This window comes from Actinomyces sp. ICM47, from assembly GCF_905369875.1.
Classification (GTDB): Bacteria; Actinomycetota; Actinomycetes; order Actinomycetales; family Actinomycetaceae; genus Pauljensenia.
Map to the genome: position 1 here is coordinate 1 of NZ_CAJPJE010000001.1, position 16,769 is coordinate 16,769.

Sequence of the window (16,769 nt, forward strand, 5' to 3'; positions counted from 1 at the left end):
GCGTCACCGAGTCCTATCCGGCGCGCCTGGCCTCGGCGATTACGCAGCAGATGGATCGCGGGGTTCTGCTGCTTAACCTGTCCCTGTCGGGTGCCACCATCGAATCCGTGGAACTCACCCAGCTCCCGCAGATGCGTGGCTTGGGTCTGCTGGACGGCCCCTACCGCCCCGACCTGGTGACGCTGACTATCGGTGGTAACGACGTGATGGCCGAGGATATGGCCCCCGGCCAGTTCGAGGAGCGTCTGCGTCGGATCCTGGCTGCGCTGCCGTCCGGTGCCCTCGTCTCCACGATCCCGTCGTTTGGCATCATGCCGCAGGAGAGCCGCGCGCAGGACATGTCCGACCGCATCCGCGCCGCTGTCGAGGACTCCGACGCACACCTGGTCGACCTGCGTTCTCTCACCCAGGAATACTCGCTGCCGACGTACACGTTCGCCTACCACGCGGCGGACTTCTTCCATCCCAATTCGGCCGCCTACGCCAAGTGGGCGCAGCTCTTCGCCGACGCGTGGGCCGAGTCCCGACGTGAGCCAGCCCCCGTCGTTGAGGACGCTCCCCAGTGGGACATGCTCTCGGCGCGGGTGGCACAATCGGAGTATGACGACTGACGGACCGTGGCTCGTCGTCGGGTTGGGTAACCCCGGCGCGCAGTATGCCTCCACTCGACACAACGTCGGGTATTTGACCCTTGACGTGCTGGCTGCGCGTGGCGGTGCGACTTTGACATCGCACCGCTCGCGTACGCACACTGCCGACGTGCGCCTCGGGATCGGCCCGGGTGGCGTGCCCGGCCCCCGCGTGATTCTCGCGCGCGCGGACAGCTACATGAACACCTCGGGCGGCCCGATCAGCGTGCTCGCCTCCTTCCTGAAGGTCCCCCCGGCTCGTATTCTCGTCATTCACGACGACATGGACCTGCCCGCACACACCCTGCGCCTGAAGGTCGGCGGGGGAGAGGGCGGCCACAACGGCCTGAAGTCCCTCACGCAGCACCTGCATACCCGTGATTACGCGCGCCTGCGCATCGGCGTCGGGCGTCCCCCGGGGCGCATGGATCCCGCTGACTATGTGCTGGCCGCCCTGCCCTCCAAGGAACGCCCCGACTGGGACGTGACCTTCGAGCAGGCAGCTGACGTCGTCGAAGACATCGCGACCAAGGGTTTTGCCTCCACCCAGATGGCCCTGCACACCGGGTCCTGAACAAGGTGGTGCCCCACGTTGGGCACCACCGCGTACCCTCACCGCGAAAGGCAGCGCGTGCTACTTACCGGACTCCTCCCGGACATTTCTACCGATCCCGCGATCGAGACGGCCACCGACTCCATCGAGGCGGGCCGCTCGGGCACAATCGTCGCCCCTGTCGGTATCCGACCGCCCCTCCTCGCAGCTGTCGCCACGCGCGCGGCAACGCCGCTCGTGGTCCTCACCGCCACCGGGCGCGACGCCGAGACGCTGACCAACGCCCTGGCCTCGTGGATCCCGGGTGTCGCGATGCTGCCCGCGTGGGAGACCCTGCCCCACGAGCGTCTCTCGCCCCAGGTTGACACGATGGCGCGCCGCATCGCCGTCCTGCGCCGCCTCGTTCACCCGGTGGCCGGAGACGAGAGTGCGGGTCCGATCTCGGTCCTCGTCGTCCCCATTCGCGCGTTCCTCCAGCCGATTATCTCCGGCCTGGCAGACCTCGAACCCGTGCGCGTGCGCACCGGCGATATCCTGGACCTCACGGACGTCACAAACCGACTGGCCGAGCTCGGCTACGAGCGTGTCGACATGGTCGAAGGACGCGGCCAGATGAGCGTGCGCGGCGGCATCCTCGACGTCTTCCCGCCCCAGGAACCCCACCCCCTGCGCGTGGAGCTGTGGGGCGACGAAGTTGACGACATCCGTGCCTTCTCCGTCTCCGACCAGCGAACCCTCGGCGAGGCCGCCGACGGAGTGTGGGCTGTACCCTGCCGCGAACTGCTCCTCACGCAGGCTGTGCGTGCCCGCGCCCGCGAGGCCGCCGACCGCCTGCCCGGTGCCGCCGAGATGCTCAGCCTCGCCGCCGAAGGAATCGCGGCCCCCGGCATCGAATCCCTGGCCCCCATCCTGGTGTCCGGCATGGACTCCCTCCTCGACCTGCTGCCCGCAGGCTCAGCGGTCCTCGCCTCCGACCCCGAACGCATCCGTGCTCGCGCCGCCGACCTCGTCGCCACGACCGAGGAATTCCTTGCCGCCGCGTGGAGCGCCGCAGCCGGGGGAGCCGACACCCCCCTCGAGGCCTCCAAGGCCTCGTTCCTCGACCTGGGAGACCTGTGGGGGAGCGGGACGCGGCCCTGGTGGGAGCTCACCGACCTGCCGCCCGCCGACCTCGCCTCCGCCATCGACGAGGCCGACTCGCCCTCAGCGGACGGCCCCGCGCCCGTCGTCGTCTCACCCACCCTCATGCGCGTGGGAGCCCGCGACGTGCACCCCTACCGCGGAGACTTCGCCCGCGCCGCCGCCGACCTCACCGACCTGGCCAGAGACGGCTGGCGCATCGTCGTTACCACCGAAGGCCCCGGCCCCGGCCGACGCATCCGATCTATCCTCACCGATGCCTCGTGCCCGGCCGCGCTCGCGGACAGCGTGGAAGCGAGGCCCGACCCCTGCCTCGTCACCATCACGACCGCGCAGGCCGGCGTCGGCTTCGTCGCGCCCCACCTGAAACTCGCGATCCTCACCGAGGGAGACCTGACCGGTCGCGTCGGAGCCACCACGCGCGACATGCGGCGCATGCCCTCGCGCAGGCGCAAGGGTGTCGACCCCCTGACCCTGCACCCCGGGGACTACATTGTCCACGACCAGCACGGCATCGGGCGTTTCATCGAGCTGGTCTCCCGCACGATCGGGCGTGGGGACGCGGCCTCCACGCGCGACTACCTGGTCATCGAATACGCGCCCTCCAAGCGTGGCCAGCCCGCCGACCGGCTCTTCGTGCCCACCGACGCGCTGGACCAGATCTCCAAGTACACGGGATCCGACGAACCCTCCCTCACCAAGATGGGCGGGGCTGACTGGGCGAAGACCAAGGCCCGCGCGAAGAAGGCCGTCAACGAGGTCGCCAAGGAACTCATCCGCCTGTACGCCGTGCGCCAGCAGACCAAGGGTCACGCCTTCGGACCCGACACGCCCTGGCAGCGCGAACTCGAGGACGCCTTCCCGTACGTCGAGACACCCGACCAGCTCGTCACCATCGACGAGGTCAAGGCCGACATGGAAAAACCCGTCCCCATGGACCGCCTGCTCACCGGCGACGTCGGCTACGGAAAGACCGAAATCGCCGTGCGCGCCGCCTTTAAGGCCATCCAGGACGGCTACCAGGTTGCGGTCCTCGTGCCCACGACCCTGCTGGTCACCCAGCACGCGGAGACCTTCGCCGAACGCTACGCCGGTTTTCCCGTGCACATCGGTACCCTCTCGCGCTTCTCCACCCCGAAGGAGACCGAGGAGGTCAAGGCGGGGCTGGCCTCGGGCGAAATCGACCTGGTCATCGGCACGCACTCCCTGCTGACCGGCACCGTCTCCTTCAAGAAGCTCGGCCTGGTCATCATCGACGAGGAACAGCGCTTCGGCGTCGAACACAAGGAAACCCTCAAAGCCCTGCGCACCGACGTGGACGTTCTATCCATGTCCGCCACCCCCATCCCACGCACCCTCGAGATGGCGATCTCAGGTATCCGCGAGATGTCGATCCTCCAGACCCCGCCCGAAGAACGCCAGCCCGTCCTGACCTTCGTCGGTGCCTACACGGACGCCCAGGTCAGCGCCGCGATCCGGCGCGAGCTGCTGCGCGATGGGCAGGTGTTCTACGTGCACAACCGCGTCGACTCGATCTCCTCGGTCGCCGCTCATATCTCTGAGCTGGTCCCCGAGGCGCGCGTGCGCACCGCCCACGGCAAGATGAACGAACACCAGCTTGAGGCCGTCATCCAGGACTTCTGGAACCACGAGTTCGACGTCCTCGTGTGTACGACCATCGTCGAAACTGGCCTGGATATCTCCAACGCGAACACGCTCATCGTTGACCGCGCTGACGCCTTCGGCCTCTCCCAGCTCCACCAGCTGCGCGGGCGCGTCGGACGAGGCCGCGAACGCGCCTACGCGTACTTCTTCTACCCGGGTGATAAGGCCCTGAGCGAGACCGCGCACGAGCGCCTGAAAACAATCGCGGCGAACACCGAGCTGGGCGCGGGCTTGGCAGTGGCCCAGCGCGACCTCGAGATCCGAGGTGCCGGCAACCTCCTGGGTGGCGCCCAGTCCGGCCACGTCGAAGGCGTCGGATTCGACCTGTACGTGCGCATGGTCTCTGACGCCGTGGCCGCCTACCGTGGCGATGCACCCGCGGAAAAGGCGGACGTGCGCATGGACCTGCAGGTGGATGCGCACATTCCCGAGGGATACGTGCGCGGCGAACGCCTGCGCCTTGAGGTCTACGCCAAGATCGCGGCCACGACCACCCCCGAGCAGGAGAAGGACGTGCGCGAGGAACTCGTCGACCGCTACGGCCCGATTCCTCCCCAGGTCGACCTGCTCTTCGCGGTTGCCTGCCTGCGCGAGACCGTGCGCCGCGCGGGGATTACGGAGATTGTCACTCAGGGCAAGTACCTGCGCGTCTCGCCCGTCGAGCTGCGCGACTCCCAGGTCATGCGCCTCAAACGCCTGCATCCGGGCACAGTCATCAAGGCTGCTGTCCGCCAGGTCCTCGTGCCGCTCCCGCTCACCTCACGCGTCGGCGGGTCGACGCTCACCGATGGCCCGCTCCTGGAGTGGGTGGAGACGCTGGTGACCAAGATCCTCGTACCTTTTGGCGAGTAGTGCCTGTGGTGGAATACACTGGTCCTATTGCGTCGCAACACATCTGAGGAAGGAACGCTCGTGCGCTACACACGCCAGCTGGCATCCACCGCCCTGATTGTGGCCGCAGGACTGGGAATGGGGGCGTGTTCCGCCCATCCCGGCGCTGCCGTCATCACCTCGTCGGGAGTCACATACTCCAACGCGGAAATCAAGGAAGCTGCCCAGGAGCTGTTCGACATGAAGCTCACGAAGTCGGTGGATACCGAGTATGGGATCCGCACGAGTCTGATGAATAGTGAAGCCCTGGCCGCCGCAGGTGCCAGCGTGGGCATTACCGTCACCGACGAACAGGTTGATACGGTGATCGCGCAGGATGTCGCACAGGCTGGAGGTGTCGTACCCGCCACAATGGGGCGTGCGACCCGCGCCGTCTTCGAATCTGAAACGATCAGCCAGCTTATCAACGCGCAGGTTCAGGTCGATCCGGCGGCTGGAAAGATCGCATCCGCCGCCCTGGAGCAGGCTCAGAAGAGTTCCGGTGCCATCCTCAACCCGCGCTTCGTTCAGCCTTCCCTCGGCGGAACCAACAGACCGGAGGTCCCATTGTACGGAGACACAGTCGCCGCTCCGAAGGACCCCGACGTGTCCTCGCTGATGGGCGGGGGAACGAATGGCCCTAAGACGCAGTGACGCACGTGTGAGTGCTCGCTCACAGTAGGCGGGGGACTAATGTCGCTTGTCCGGCGTCGCGCGTAGGAGCGTTTCGCTCCAAACAATAAGACGTCGCCTCATCGGGGGTGACCACACATGGCGGTCCGTATTACCGTTGTACTGACCGCTTCCACGCAACAACATCGATTGGAGAATGACGTGGCAGTTATTGAAGGCATTGGTGCACGCGAGATCCTCGACTCGCGCGGTAACCCGACCGTTGAGGTCGAGGTCGTCCTTGAGGACGGCACCGCTGCGCGCGCGTCCGTTCCCTCCGGCGCGTCCACCGGCGCGTTCGAGGCCGTCGAGCGTCGCGATGGCGACAAGGGCCGCTACCTCGGCAAGGGCGTCCAGGACGCTGTTGACGCCGTCGTCGAGCAGATCGCCCCCGAGCTCATCGGCGAGGAAGCTGACGATCAGCGCTACATCGATCAGGCCATGATCGACCTGGACGGCACCCCCAACAAGGGCAAGCTCGGCGCGAACGCCATCCTCGGCGTCTCCCTCGCCGTCGCCAAGGCCGCCGCGAAGTACGCGGACCTGCCCCTGTACAAGTACCTGGGCGGCCCCAACGCTCACGTCCTGCCCGTCCCCATGATGAACATCCTCAACGGTGGCTCCCACGCGGACTCCAACGTTGACATCCAGGAGTTCATGATCGCCCCCCTCGGCGCTCCCTCCTTCCGTGAGGCCCTGCGCTGGGGCGCCGAGGTCTACCACACGCTCAAGGGCGTCGTGAAGGACCGCGGTCTGTCCACCGGTCTGGGCGACGAGGGCGGCTTCGCCCCCAACCTGGACTCCAACGCTGAGGCCCTCGACCTGATCGTCTCCGCGATCGAGAAGGCTGGCTTCAAGCCGGGCGAGGACGTTGCCCTGGCCCTGGACGTCGCCTCCTCCGAGTTCTTCAAGGACGGCCTGTACCAGTTCGAGGGTGAAGGCCGCTCGACCGAGTACATGGTTGAGTACTACGAGAAGCTCATCTCGAACTACCCGCTGGTTTCCATCGAGGATCCGCTGGATGAGGACGAGTGGGATGCTTGGAAGGCCCTGACCGCCGAGATCGGTGGCCGCGTCCAGCTGGTCGGCGACGACCTGTTCGTTACCAACCCCGCCCGCCTGAAGAAGGGCATTGAGCTGGGTGCTGCGAACGCGCTGCTCGTGAAGGTGAACCAGATCGGTTCGCTGACCGAGACCCTCGACGCCGTCGAGGAAGCGCACCGCAACGGCTACCGTTCGATGACCTCGCACCGCTCCGGCGAGACCGAGGACACCACCATCGCAGACCTGGCCGTCGCCACCAACTCCGGCCAGATCAAGACCGGTGCTCCCGCTCGCTCCGAGCGCGTCGCCAAGTACAACCAGCTGCTGCGCATCGAGGAACAGCTGGGCGAGGCCGCCGTCTACGCCGGCCGCTCTGCCTTCCCTCGCTTCAAGTGAGCCTAGGCAACTAGCCGCATAGCTCCGCGCGGGTCCGCAAGGGTCCGCGCGGAGTTTTTTCACGGCGTGGAACCAGGCCAAAATCGCCCCGATAGGGCACGATAGAAGAATGGCTAGTCGTCGTCCCTCCTCCCGCCCATCCCCGCGCCGTCGCGCATCCTCCTCTGACGGTGCGCGTTCGACGCGCGAGATCAACGCGGAAAAGTCACGTCAGCGCCGGGCTGCCGCACAGGCCGCAAAGAAAGACGAGGCCTCGGCGCGGGGAAAGAAGAAAGCCAGCAAAGCGGATCGCAAGAAAGCCGGGCGTACTCAGTCGGATTCCGCGAAGGCAACCGCGTCCTCGGCCCGTGAGCGACTGGCCGCACGCACTCGTGAACGCGGCGCGAAGCGAACGCCGCGCGAGAATGGCAACATCCTATCGATCGGCGGCTTGGACGTGTCCACGCGACTTGTCGTCGTCATCGTCGTCGCGGCGATCCTCTCGGTTATGCTCGTGCCCAGCCTCTTCCAGTGGTGGCAGCAGGAACGCGAACTCGTGCAGATCAAGTCACAGGTCGCTGAGCAGCAGAAGAAGAACGCTGACATGCAGCGTCAGCTTGACCTGTGGAACGATCCCGATTACATCTCGACGCAGGCACGCGAACGCCTGGGATACGTGCGTCCGGGTGAAACTCAATACACGGTGGTTGATCCGGGGCCGCAATATCAGGACTCCGCCATGGCTGCTGCGGCGACGCGCACCGGACCCGCACGCCCCTGGGTGCAGCAGGTCGCTATCCTAGTGGGGAAGGCGGACCAGCCGCCCACCTCGAATCCCATCCCGTCTGCTGATACCGGCGAGTCGGGTCAGGAGAACACCACCGGCGAAGAAAGCGAAGAATGAGCCTCGTTAACACCATGGACGCCACCGAAGCGGACCTTGAGGTCCTGCGCGACCAGCTGGGCCGCGTGCCCCGAGGCGTCGTCGGTATCGCCGCGCGCTGCGTGTGCGGGCGTCCCACGGTCGTCGCAACGGCTCCGCGCCTGCCCGACGGGACTCCGTTCCCCACGACCTACTACCTGACCCACCCGGCCGCCGTCAAGGGTGCCTCGACGCTTGAGGCCGAGCACGTCATGGAGACCCTCAACGAGGAACTCGCCGCCGACGAGGAGCTGCGAGCTGCTTACGCGCGCGCCCACCAGGCCTACATCGACGCGCGCCTGACCCTGGGCGACGTCCCCGAGATTTTCGGCGTCAGCGCCGGCGGCATGCCCACGCGCGTCAAGTGCCTGCACGCCCTCGTCGGCCATTCCCTGGCCGCGGGTCCCGGCGTGAATCCCATCGGAGACCGGGCACTCGCAATGCTGGAGGAACGCGGTCTCTTTTCGACCGCGCGCTGCTCCTGCTGACCGCGCCCACCGAAGCTAGCCCCGGCCTCGTCCGGGACGACATACACGAGAAACGAAGCGATGACCCGCGTAGCTGCCATTGACTGTGGAACAAACTCAATCCGACTGCTCGTCGCCGACGCTACCGTCGGTGAGGACGGTCGCACCCGCCTCGCCGACTTGACGCGCCAGATGCGTATCGTGCGCCTGGGTAAGGGGGTGGACGCGCGCGGCTACCTGGACCCGGGCGCGATTTCGCGGACCGTGGAAGCCACCATCGAATACCAACGGATGATCGAGAAACTTGGTGCGACGCGCACCCGCTTCGTTGCGACGTCGGCGACGCGCGATGCCTCTAACAGCGCCGAATTCGTCCGCCAGATCAAGGCCGTCATCGGCGTCGAACCCGAGGTTATCGTCGGCACGGAGGAGGCCTCGCTGTCTTTCCGCGGTGCCGTCGGCGGGCTGGGGGGCGCCGCGCGCACACCCATGCTGGTCGTCGACATCGGCGGAGGCTCAACCGAGCTGGTGCTGGGGTCGACGAGCGTCAAGCAGGCGATCTCCATCGACATGGGTGCCGTGCGCGTCACGGAGAAGTTTTTCGCCCACGTGGATCCGTCCGGAGGCGTGCCTGCCGAGGACCAGGCTCGCGCGATCGCATGGATCGATGAGCAGCTGGACGGTGCCGAGAAGGCAGTGGACCTTGCGCGCGTGCGCTCCCTCGTGGGGGTCGCCGGGACCGTCACGACGCTGACCGCGCAGGCCCTGGGCCTGACCTCCTACCAGCCCGAGCGCATTCACGGTGCCCGCCTGAGCGCCGCCCAGTTCGACCAGGCCGTGCGCTTCATGGTCGACCAGCCGACCTCCGTCAAAGCATCCCTGGGCTTCATGCCCGAGGGCCGCGAGGACGTCATCGCCGCCGGCGCGCTCATTTGGAGCCGGATCGTGATCCGCGTCCTCGCGCGCGCGGAGGCGGCCGGGCACCCTATCAACGACATCATCACCTCCGAGCACGACATCCTCGACGGTATCGCGATGGCGATGGTCGACCAGGCTTGATGCGCGTGCCAGCCTCCCGTAGGCTGGTAGCGTCCCGCCCCCGTGGCCCAATTGGCAGAGGCAACCGACTTAAAATCGGTGTGTTGTGGGTTCGAGTCCCACCGGGGGTACTGTCACGTGCGCCTCATGGACGAGGCCGTGGCTCCTTGCGCGTGCGCGCGTCCCAGGCGGAGGCCAGTTTCGTTGTACGCATAACGGTACGTTTCCCTCCGTGCGTGCCTCCGTGCGAGACTAGAGGCAACACATCACTGAACAAGGAGGAAATATGGCCAACCCGGTGATGAACTCAATCGTCAAAGACTGGTCCACCCAGCAGACAACCCCCGCCGGATACCCGACCATGCCCGGCTACCAGCCCGCCTCGCAGCAGGCTCCCAACCCGTACGCCGGACAGGCGAACCCGTACGCCGGACAGGCGAACCCGTACGCGGCCCAGCAGGCTCCGGCGTACGGTCAGCCGACCGGTTACGGCGATCCGCAGGCCTACGGCCAGCAGCAGGGAGCGTACGGTGATCCGATGGCCTCCTATGAGGCGATGATGACCGCTCCCGCCGCCGATGCGGTGGATCGCGGTCGCATGACCTACGACGACGTCGTGGTCAAGTCCCTCATCTGCTTCGGCCTGCTCCTGGCAGGTGCGACCGTCGGCTGGATGATGGGTCTCGCGTCGCCCTTCATCGCGGTGACCAGCATGTTCGTCGGCTGCCTCGTGACCCTGGGCCTCGGCCTGTTCGTCCAGTTCTCGAAGAAGGTGCGCCCCGGCGCAATCATTGCCTACTCGCTCATTGAGGGCGTGGTGCTTGGTGCGCTGTCCTGCTTCTTCGAGATCGTGTATCCGGGCATCGTGGTGACCGCTGTCCTGGCGACCCTCGTTGTTATCGGCGTGACGCTGGGGGCCTTCAGCTTCGGCTTTATCCGCAACTCGGGCGCGGTTACTCGCATTGCGACCATCGGCTCGATCTCGTTCTTCTTCTACTACATGATCAGCCTTGTCCTGTCTCGTTCGGGCGCGGTTGACATGACGGCCGTCAACAACTACAAGGTGTTCGGCTTCATTCCGCTCGGGGTCATCATCGGCGTGATCGCGATTATCATCGGCGTCCTATGCCTCGTTCGCGACTTCGACGCCGTCAAGGTTGGCGTGAACACCGGCGTGCCCGTCAAGTACTCGTGGCTGTGCACCTTCGCGATCATGACGGACGTCATCTGGATCTACCTCGAGATCCTCAAGCTCCTGTCCTACTTCATGCGCCGCGACTGACGGCTATCCCTCTCAGCGACCCCTACCCCAACAAGGAAAGACACCATGGAGAACATTTTTGTCACCGGCGAATTCGGCCGCAAGCCCGCCCTCGCTTTTGAGGGCACCCCCTCCGACGAACTCGTCGTTGAGGTCCTGCGCGCGGGCGACGGCCAGGTGGTCGAGGCCGGCGACACGATTACCTGCCACTACTACGGTGCGGTCTTCGGCTCCGCCACTGACTTTGACAACTCCTTTGATCGCGGCGGTGCCCTGTCTTTCCAGATCGGCGTGGGTATGGTCATTCCCGGCTGGGACGAGGGCCTGGTCGGCAAGCGCGTGGGTGACCGCGTCCTGCTGTCCATCCCCGCTGAGCTTGGCTACGGCGCGCGCGGCGTCCCGCAGGCCGGCATCCCCGGCGGCGCGACCCTCGTGTTCGTCACGGACATCCTCGGCGTGAACTAATCGCAGTTGACAAACGGGGCGGGCCAGCACTGATGTGCTGGCCCGCCCCGCGTGCGTGAAGCGTCCTCCAATTACTCGTGGGGAAGCGCCGGGCAGGCAACCCCGGTGCGAGCGTGGCACTCGTAGCCGCCAGGATTCTTCACCAGGTACTGCTGGTGGTACTCCTCGGCTATCCAGAAGCGGGCGTTCGACTCGGGCGAAGGAGCCGGAGATATCACCGTCTGGATCGGGCCGAAGCCGCGCGCACTAAGCACCTCCTGGTAGGCCTCGCGCAGGGCCTGTCCGACGCGCAGCTGGTCAGGCGTGGTCGTCCAGATCTGCGAGCGATACTGGTCGCCGATGTCGTTGCCCTGGCCGCCCACCTGCGTGGGGTCGCGAATCTCGAAAAAGAGACGGATCAGGTTGACCGCGCTGGTCACCGACGTATCGAAGACGGCGCGCACCGTCTCCGCGTGGCCCGTCGAATGCGAACACACCTGCCGGTAGGACGGATCGGGGAAGTGCCCGCCCATGTAGCCCACCGCCGTCGAGACGACACCGGGCGCATTCCACAGTGCCTTCTCGACACCCCAGAAGCACCCCGCGGCCAGGAAGATAACCTCCTGGCCGGCCCCGGCCTCGTCAATGAGAGGCGTCCCAAACACGGCGTGTACGGAGGAACGGACCCCCGTCCGTGCCAGACGAAAGAAAGTATCCATGTCTCACATTTGACCACCGCCACCCCCACATGCGCCCGATGAGCGCGTAAAGACGGGAAAAAGTGACAGGCGCGGGTAGTCTTGGGGCGTGAGAAAAGGAGAACCAGTGGCTACAGCACCTAAACGACCGCGCTGGAATCTGTCGGACCTGATGGGGCGGCTGAACGCAGCGCTACCCGCGAAGAATGTCGGAAGAGGAGCATTCTCCGGCGAGATGCATGCTCCCGCCCCCGTGGTTCTCTCGGTGCGCGAGGAAAACTACGATGAACTTGATGCCTCCGCCTTGGTGCCGCGTACCCTGCGCGTGGCCGCGGCCTTCTCGTGGCGCACGCTCGTCGTCGTCGGGTTGGTCACCGCTGTCCTGTGGGCCGCCGCCTGGCTCACGCTTGTCATCATGCCGGTCGCGATTGCCTTGACTCTCGCCGTGTTGCTCGAACCCCTCGTTTCATGGATGCGGCGCAAGCTGCACTTCCCCTCGTCCCTGGCCGCAGCCGTCGGCCTCCTCGTTTTCTTCTTCGCCGTTGCCGGGGCGCTGAGTCAGGCAGCTGCCGAGCTCATCCAGCAGGTCCCACAGCTGGCCGTGCAGGCTGCAGAGGGCTTTGGCACCCTCATCCAGATGATCTCGACCAACGACTACCTGAAGAATGGCCCGCTCAAACTCGACACGACCATGTTGAACCAGGCGGCCGACCAGATGCGCAGTGAGGTGATGAACTGGCTCAACACGAACAAGGAGACGCTGGCGACCGGTGCTCTCAACATCACGTCGTCGGTGGGCACGCTGGCCACCTCCGGCCTGACGATGCTTTTCTGTCTGTTCTTCTTTCTGAGGGAAGGGCGCTCGATCTGGCTGTGGTGCGTGCGCCTGCTGCCCGCTCCCGCGCGCGTTCCCGTCCACGAGAGCGCGATCCGCGGTTGGGCGACCTTCGGCTCCTACGTTCGTACGCAGATCCAGGTGGCGGCCATCGATGCGGTCGGCATTGCACTGGGCGCGTTCTTTCTGGGTGTGCCCCTCGCCATCCCGATCGGTGTTATCACGTTCTTCGCGGCATTCGTGCCGATTCTGGGTGCCTTGACCTCGGGTGTCATCGCGGTGATGGTTGCTGCGCTGAACGGCGGTCTGTCGAAGGCGATCATCATGCTGATCATCATCCTGGTCGTCCAGCAGATCGAGTCCAACATCTTGCAGCCCTTCATGATGTCGAACGCGGTGTCCCTGCATCCCGTGGCCGTCATGCTGGTTATCACCGCGGGATCAGCGATCGCGGGCATCGCGGGCGCGGTCTTCTCCGTGCCGATTGCGGCCTTCATTAACGCGACGGTCATGTACCTGCACGGCTACGACCCAATGCCTGAGTTGGCCACGGCGCAGGACCGGCCGGGAGGCCCCCCGGGAACGCTCGAGAAGCAGATCGCCGCGACGTACGCTGGTAAGCCTGATACGCGTCCCTACATGTCGGTCCTCGAGGCCGATGGGGACGAGGTCGTGGCATCCGTGGACGCTCACGCCGAGGTTCGCGTGGAGCGGGAGGCGCCCGCCCCCTCCGGTGCGGTTGCCGAATCTGCGGGGGAGAAGTCGGGTGAACCCCCGACGCCCCACGTGGAGGCCTGATCCTCCCTTTCGAATACGGAGACGCGAGTGGGTCCCACCTGATGGTGGGACCCACTCGTTTCGTATGTAGCACTCGGCAGCGCGAACGCTGCGCGCAGGCTCAGCCTTCGAAAGGCTTGGCCTCGATGATCTCAACGTCGATCATGCGGCCGGTGGGAGCCTCGAAGGAAAGCTTGTCGCCTGCCTTGTGACCGATGACGGCGGCACCGAGGGGTGCCTGCGCGGAGAAGACCTGAATGCCCAGGTCGCCTCCGGCGTCGCGAGAGCCGAGCAGGAACGTCTGCTCGCGACCGGCCACGATGGCGGTGACAACCATTCCAGGTTCGACGATGCCGTCGTCGGCGGGGGTGTCGCCAACCTCGGCGTGCTCGAGCATCTCCTGGAGGACCTGGATGCGCGTCTCGTTCATGGACTGCTCGTTGCGCGCGGCGTGGTAGCCGCCGTTCTCGCGCAGGTCGCCTTCCTGGCGGGCTGCATCGATCAGGCGTGCGATCTCGACTCGCTTGACCTCGATGCGTTCCTTGAGTTCGTACGCGAGCAGGTCGTACTGGGCCTGCGTAAGCCATTGAGTGTCGGCCATGGTTCCTCCATTGACGTGTGTCAGTCGATTGAGCGCCGACACGTGGGTGTCGGCGCGCACGGTGTTGAGTGTAGCAACAATGTGCATGACGACGCGGTCGGCATGCACGGTCGTCGCGTTAGGAACCTAGGACTGCCAGGTAGACGGCGATGCAGTGGCAGGCCCACGCGGCGACGGTGAAGGCGTGGAAGATCTCGTGGAAGCCGAACCAGGTGGGGGAGGGGTCGGGTTTCTTCGCGCCGTAGACGACAGCTCCCAGCGTGTAGAGGACACCGCCCGCGACAATGAGCCACACGATGGCGGGGCCGCCTCCTGCCCACAGCTGAGGCAGGTACCAGACGGCGACCCAGCCGAGGACGACGTACACGAGGGTGCTGAGCCAGCGCGGTGCGGTGGGCCAGAAGAGGTTGAGGAGGATGCCGATGATCGCGCCTCCCCAGACGACGGACAGGAGGATCGTGGCGTCGGAGCGGCTTAGGAGCGCGATGGTCAGCGGCGTGTACGTGCCCGCGATGAGTAGGAAGATGTTGGAGTGATCCAGTCGCTTCCACATGATCTCCCAGCGCGGGGCCCAGTAGAAGCGGTGGTAGGTCGCGGAGACGCCGAAGAGAATGAGGGAGCATGCCAGATAGACGGCCGACCCGATTTTGGTCGGGGTCGTGGGGGCCAAGCACACGAGCACGATGGATGCGGTCAGCGACAGGGGGGCGGCTGCCAGGTGGAGCCAGCCGCGCAGCTTCGGCTTGATTTGGACGAGCTGTCCGGACGCCCACTGCTTGGGCGTGAGCGATGCGATTTTCATCTCTTCACCTCATCAATTTCTTACGCTACCGTAGGTTACTATGGCGTTAATTCCGGGGTTTGGCCTGTTCTCGCACTGCGAGAGTATTTCTGTTTCCCCGTGACGAACGGCGCGATACCCTTACTGTTATAAGAGTAGGCCGCTTCGGCCTGTGCGACACGAAGGAGAGACGACATGGGCCAGTGGAACGTGCTCTACGACATGTACGAGCGTCGCCTCAAAGCCGAGCTGTCCGATGCAGCAGTCCCCAAACACATCGGCGTCATCCTGGATGGAAATCGGCGCTGGGCGAAGTCGCTGGGGGCAACCGCCTCGCAGGGACACCGCGCGGGAGCCGGCAAGATCGCCGAGTTTCTCGATTGGTCCGAGGACGCTGGGGTCTCCATCGTCACGCTGTGGCTTCTGTCTACCGACAACCTGGCGCGCGACGAGGGCGAGCTGGGTGAGCTGCTGCGCATCATCTGCGAGGCCGTCTCCCTCCTGGCGGACCAGGGACGCTGGAAGCTGGCCGTCGTCGGCGACCTAGCTCTGCTGCCTGAGCAGGTGAGTGAGGACCTGCGTGCATCCGTCGCACGCACCGCAAGCGTGCAGGGTATGACCGTCAACGTCGCGGTCGGCTACGGTGGCCGCCACGAGATCACTGAGGCTGTGCGTGCCATGATGCACGAGGCCTCGGCAAAGGGACTCACCCTTGACGAACTCGCCGACTCTTTCACCGACGCGGACATCACCGCCCACGTGTACACGAAGGATCAGCCCGACCCCGACCTCGTCATCCGAACCTCGGGAGAACAGCGTCTCTCCGGCTTCATGCTGTGGCAGTCCGTGCACTCCGAATACTACTTCTGTGAGGTCTACTGGCCGGACTTCCGTCGCGTCGACTTCCTGCGCGCCCTGCGCTCCTACGCCCAGCGTGAGCGCCGCATGGGCAAGTAGCCGCGCCCACCAACCAACGAGGCCGGGATCCCATCACGGGACCCGGCCTCGTTGGTGAATCTGGAGGCGCCAGACGGCACCTGCTCAGGCGAGTTCGTGCGCCCAGGGCGGATTTGCACCGCTGCGTGACACGGTCACGTCGGATACGGCGCTGGCGCGGTCGATGATGGCGCGCACCTGTTCCTCCGGGAGGCCGCGCAGCGCCTCGCGTGCGCCTGTGCCGCGCAGTCCCATGCCCCACAGAGCGTCAATCATGCCGCCCATGAAGGAGTCGCCCGCCCCGACCGTGTCGACGACCTTGACGTCGCCCGGGGTCTTCGTGAAACGCAGGCCCGAGGCCGTGGCAACCAGGCAACCGTGCTTGCCACGCGTGACGACCACGAGCGACGGACCCAAGCCCAGCCAACGTTCCACGACCTCGTCGATGGAAGCCCCGCCCGTCAGCCAGTCGATGTCTTCGTCCGACACCTTGACGACGTCAGACAGAGCGATGAAGCGCTCAATCGAGGCGAGCGCCGTCTTAGGATCGCCCATGATCGAGGGGCGCGCGTTCGGGTCGAAGCACACGAGTGCGTGCTCGCGTCCGCGCTCCAGCGCATCCAGGACAGCCGACGCGCCCGGTTCAATGATCGCTGAAATGGAACCGGCCTCAAGGATCTGAGCTGTCTCGGGAACCTCGATGGGGGCGGTGGGTGCCCACTCCAAGTCGAAGGTGTAGGAGGCCGCACCGTTTGCGTCCAGGTGCGCCAACGCGGACGACGTGTGCGAAGCGCCGCGCGAGGCGTCGGTGATGTGCACGCCCGAGTCGGCCATATGGAACTCGATGAGGCGTCCACGCGCGTCCGAGCCGATCCACGTCGCCAGTTCAACTGGCCGTCCGAGCCGCCCGAGGGTCAGCGCGACGTTCGCGGGGGATCCACCCGGGATTTCCACGGGGAATTCCGGCTGATCGTGCGTGATCATGACATCGATGAGGGCTTCGCCGATTGCGAGCACGTGGGGGATGGGCTGTGTCATCTGGTCTCCTCGCTTGCGGTCCG

The 16,769-nt window shown here is 65.8% G+C and carries 16 protein-coding genes, 1 tRNA gene and 1 pseudogene; 13 read left to right on the plus strand and 5 right to left on the minus strand.

Annotated features, from left to right (window positions below; genetic code table 11):
* The 9 genes from QZ149_RS00005 to QZ149_RS00045 all read left to right on the plus strand — a co-directional run.
* Nucleotides 1-611 (plus strand): SGNH/GDSL hydrolase family protein (locus QZ149_RS00005; RefSeq protein ID WP_291448362.1); only part of this gene is annotated, 611 nt, incomplete at its 5' end.
* On the plus strand, nucleotides 601-1,203 hold the full coding sequence (gene pth, locus QZ149_RS00010) for an aminoacyl-tRNA hydrolase (RefSeq protein ID WP_291448364.1): 603 nt from the start codon (nucleotides 601-603) through the stop codon (nucleotides 1,201-1,203). The genes QZ149_RS00005 and pth, both read left to right, overlap by 11 nt.
* Nucleotides 1,204-1,260: 57 nt before the next feature.
* Nucleotides 1,261-4,839, plus strand: a complete 3,579-nt coding sequence (gene mfd / locus QZ149_RS00015; protein WP_291448367.1) for a transcription-repair coupling factor — start codon at nucleotides 1,261-1,263, stop codon at nucleotides 4,837-4,839.
* A 60-nt stretch (nucleotides 4,840-4,899) separates the two neighbouring features.
* Nucleotides 4,900-5,511 (plus strand): hypothetical protein, encoded by a 612-nt coding sequence (locus QZ149_RS00020; protein WP_291448369.1) that lies wholly within the window; start codon nucleotides 4,900-4,902, stop codon nucleotides 5,509-5,511.
* 180 nt (nucleotides 5,512-5,691) lie between these two features.
* Nucleotides 5,692-6,969 (plus strand): phosphopyruvate hydratase, encoded by a 1,278-nt coding sequence (eno, locus tag QZ149_RS00025; RefSeq protein WP_016460196.1) that lies wholly within the window; start codon nucleotides 5,692-5,694, stop codon nucleotides 6,967-6,969.
* Between the two features lie 109 nt (nucleotides 6,970-7,078).
* The gene (locus QZ149_RS00030) at nucleotides 7,079-7,852 is read left to right on the plus strand and encodes a septum formation initiator family protein (RefSeq protein WP_291448375.1); all 774 of its coding nucleotides are present in this window, start codon (nucleotides 7,079-7,081) and stop codon (nucleotides 7,850-7,852) included.
* Nucleotides 7,849-8,358 (plus strand): DUF501 domain-containing protein, encoded by a 510-nt coding sequence (locus QZ149_RS00035; protein WP_291448378.1) that lies wholly within the window; start codon nucleotides 7,849-7,851, stop codon nucleotides 8,356-8,358. The genes QZ149_RS00030 and QZ149_RS00035 overlap by 4 nt, the downstream gene beginning before the upstream one ends.
* 60 nt (nucleotides 8,359-8,418) lie before the next feature.
* Nucleotides 8,419-9,396, plus strand: coding sequence for an exopolyphosphatase (locus QZ149_RS00040; RefSeq protein WP_291448381.1), 978 nt, complete (start codon nucleotides 8,419-8,421; stop codon nucleotides 9,394-9,396).
* A gap of 36 nt (nucleotides 9,397-9,432) precedes the next feature.
* Nucleotides 9,433-9,506, plus strand: a tRNA-Leu gene (locus QZ149_RS00045).
* 3 nt (nucleotides 9,507-9,509) lie between these two features.
* On the opposite strand, the pseudogene QZ149_RS09955 reads toward QZ149_RS00045, so the two are convergent.
* Nucleotides 9,510-9,611, minus strand: a pseudogene (locus tag QZ149_RS09955) (hypothetical protein); the annotation flags it as partial.
* Between the two features lie 50 nt (nucleotides 9,612-9,661).
* On the opposite strand from QZ149_RS09955, the gene QZ149_RS00050 reads away from it, so the two are divergent.
* Nucleotides 9,662-10,657, plus strand: coding sequence for a Bax inhibitor-1/YccA family protein (locus tag QZ149_RS00050; RefSeq protein WP_291448384.1), 996 nt, complete (start codon nucleotides 9,662-9,664; stop codon nucleotides 10,655-10,657).
* 45 nt (nucleotides 10,658-10,702) lie between these two features.
* Entirely contained in the window at nucleotides 10,703-11,101 is a 399-nt protein-coding gene (locus QZ149_RS00055; RefSeq protein WP_291448386.1) for an FKBP-type peptidyl-prolyl cis-trans isomerase, read from the plus strand.
* 71 nt (nucleotides 11,102-11,172) lie between these two features.
* On the opposite strand, the gene msrA is transcribed toward QZ149_RS00055, so the two are convergent.
* Nucleotides 11,173-11,799 (minus strand): peptide-methionine (S)-S-oxide reductase MsrA, encoded by a 627-nt coding sequence (msrA, locus tag QZ149_RS00060; protein ID WP_291448388.1) that lies wholly within the window; start codon nucleotides 11,797-11,799, stop codon nucleotides 11,173-11,175.
* A gap of 106 nt (nucleotides 11,800-11,905) precedes the next feature.
* On the opposite strand from msrA, the gene QZ149_RS00065 reads away from it, so the two are divergent.
* Nucleotides 11,906-13,411 carry an AI-2E family transporter gene (locus QZ149_RS00065; RefSeq protein ID WP_291448389.1) on the plus strand — a complete coding sequence of 502 codons (1,506 nt, stop codon included), beginning with the start codon at nucleotides 11,906-11,908 and terminating at the stop codon, nucleotides 13,409-13,411.
* A 100-nt stretch (nucleotides 13,412-13,511) separates the two neighbouring features.
* On the opposite strand, the gene greA is transcribed toward QZ149_RS00065, so the two are convergent.
* Both greA and QZ149_RS00075 read right to left on the minus strand, forming a co-directional pair.
* On the minus strand, nucleotides 13,512-13,991 hold the full coding sequence (gene greA, locus QZ149_RS00070) for a transcription elongation factor GreA (protein WP_291448645.1): 480 nt from the start codon (nucleotides 13,989-13,991) through the stop codon (nucleotides 13,512-13,514).
* Nucleotides 13,992-14,109: 118 nt separating this feature from the next.
* The gene (locus QZ149_RS00075) at nucleotides 14,110-14,793 is read right to left on the minus strand and encodes a hemolysin III family protein (RefSeq protein WP_291448391.1); all 684 of its coding nucleotides are present in this window, start codon (nucleotides 14,791-14,793) and stop codon (nucleotides 14,110-14,112) included.
* 174 nt (nucleotides 14,794-14,967) lie between these two features.
* Between QZ149_RS00075 and QZ149_RS00080 the strand changes: the two genes are divergently transcribed.
* Nucleotides 14,968-15,729 carry an isoprenyl transferase gene (locus tag QZ149_RS00080; protein WP_291448393.1) on the plus strand — a complete coding sequence of 254 codons (762 nt, stop codon included), beginning with the start codon at nucleotides 14,968-14,970 and terminating at the stop codon, nucleotides 15,727-15,729.
* Between the two features lie 84 nt (nucleotides 15,730-15,813).
* Here QZ149_RS00080 and QZ149_RS00085 read toward each other — a convergent pair whose 3' ends face one another.
* The gene (locus QZ149_RS00085) at nucleotides 15,814-16,746 is read right to left on the minus strand and encodes a carbohydrate kinase (protein WP_291448395.1); all 933 of its coding nucleotides are present in this window, start codon (nucleotides 16,744-16,746) and stop codon (nucleotides 15,814-15,816) included.
* Nucleotides 16,747-16,769: the final 23 nt, after the last annotated feature.

Excerpts from the sequence above, each read along its gene's own strand:
- pth (WP_291448364.1), top strand. The coding sequence starts at position 601 with ATGACGACTGACGGACCGTGGCTCGTCGTCGGGTTGGGTAACCCCGGC.
- QZ149_RS00030 (WP_291448375.1), top strand. The coding sequence starts at position 7,079 with ATGGCTAGTCGTCGTCCCTCCTCCCGCCCATCCCCGCGCCGTCGCGCA.
- QZ149_RS00035 (WP_291448378.1), top strand. The coding sequence starts at position 7,849 with ATGAGCCTCGTTAACACCATGGACGCCACCGAAGCGGACCTTGAGGTC.
- QZ149_RS00040 (WP_291448381.1), top strand. The coding sequence starts at position 8,419 with ATGACCCGCGTAGCTGCCATTGACTGTGGAACAAACTCAATCCGACTG.
- QZ149_RS00050 (WP_291448384.1), top strand. The coding sequence starts at position 9,662 with ATGGCCAACCCGGTGATGAACTCAATCGTCAAAGACTGGTCCACCCAG.
- QZ149_RS00055 (WP_291448386.1), top strand. The coding sequence starts at position 10,703 with ATGGAGAACATTTTTGTCACCGGCGAATTCGGCCGCAAGCCCGCCCTC.
- msrA (WP_291448388.1), bottom strand. The coding sequence starts at position 11,799 with ATGGATACTTTCTTTCGTCTGGCACGGACGGGGGTCCGTTCCTCCGTA.
- greA (WP_291448645.1), bottom strand. The coding sequence starts at position 13,991 with ATGGCCGACACTCAATGGCTTACGCAGGCCCAGTACGACCTGCTCGCG.
- QZ149_RS00075 (WP_291448391.1), bottom strand. The coding sequence starts at position 14,793 with ATGAAAATCGCATCGCTCACGCCCAAGCAGTGGGCGTCCGGACAGCTC.
- QZ149_RS00080 (WP_291448393.1), top strand. The coding sequence starts at position 14,968 with ATGGGCCAGTGGAACGTGCTCTACGACATGTACGAGCGTCGCCTCAAA.
- QZ149_RS00085 (WP_291448395.1), bottom strand. The coding sequence starts at position 16,746 with ATGACACAGCCCATCCCCCACGTGCTCGCAATCGGCGAAGCCCTCATC.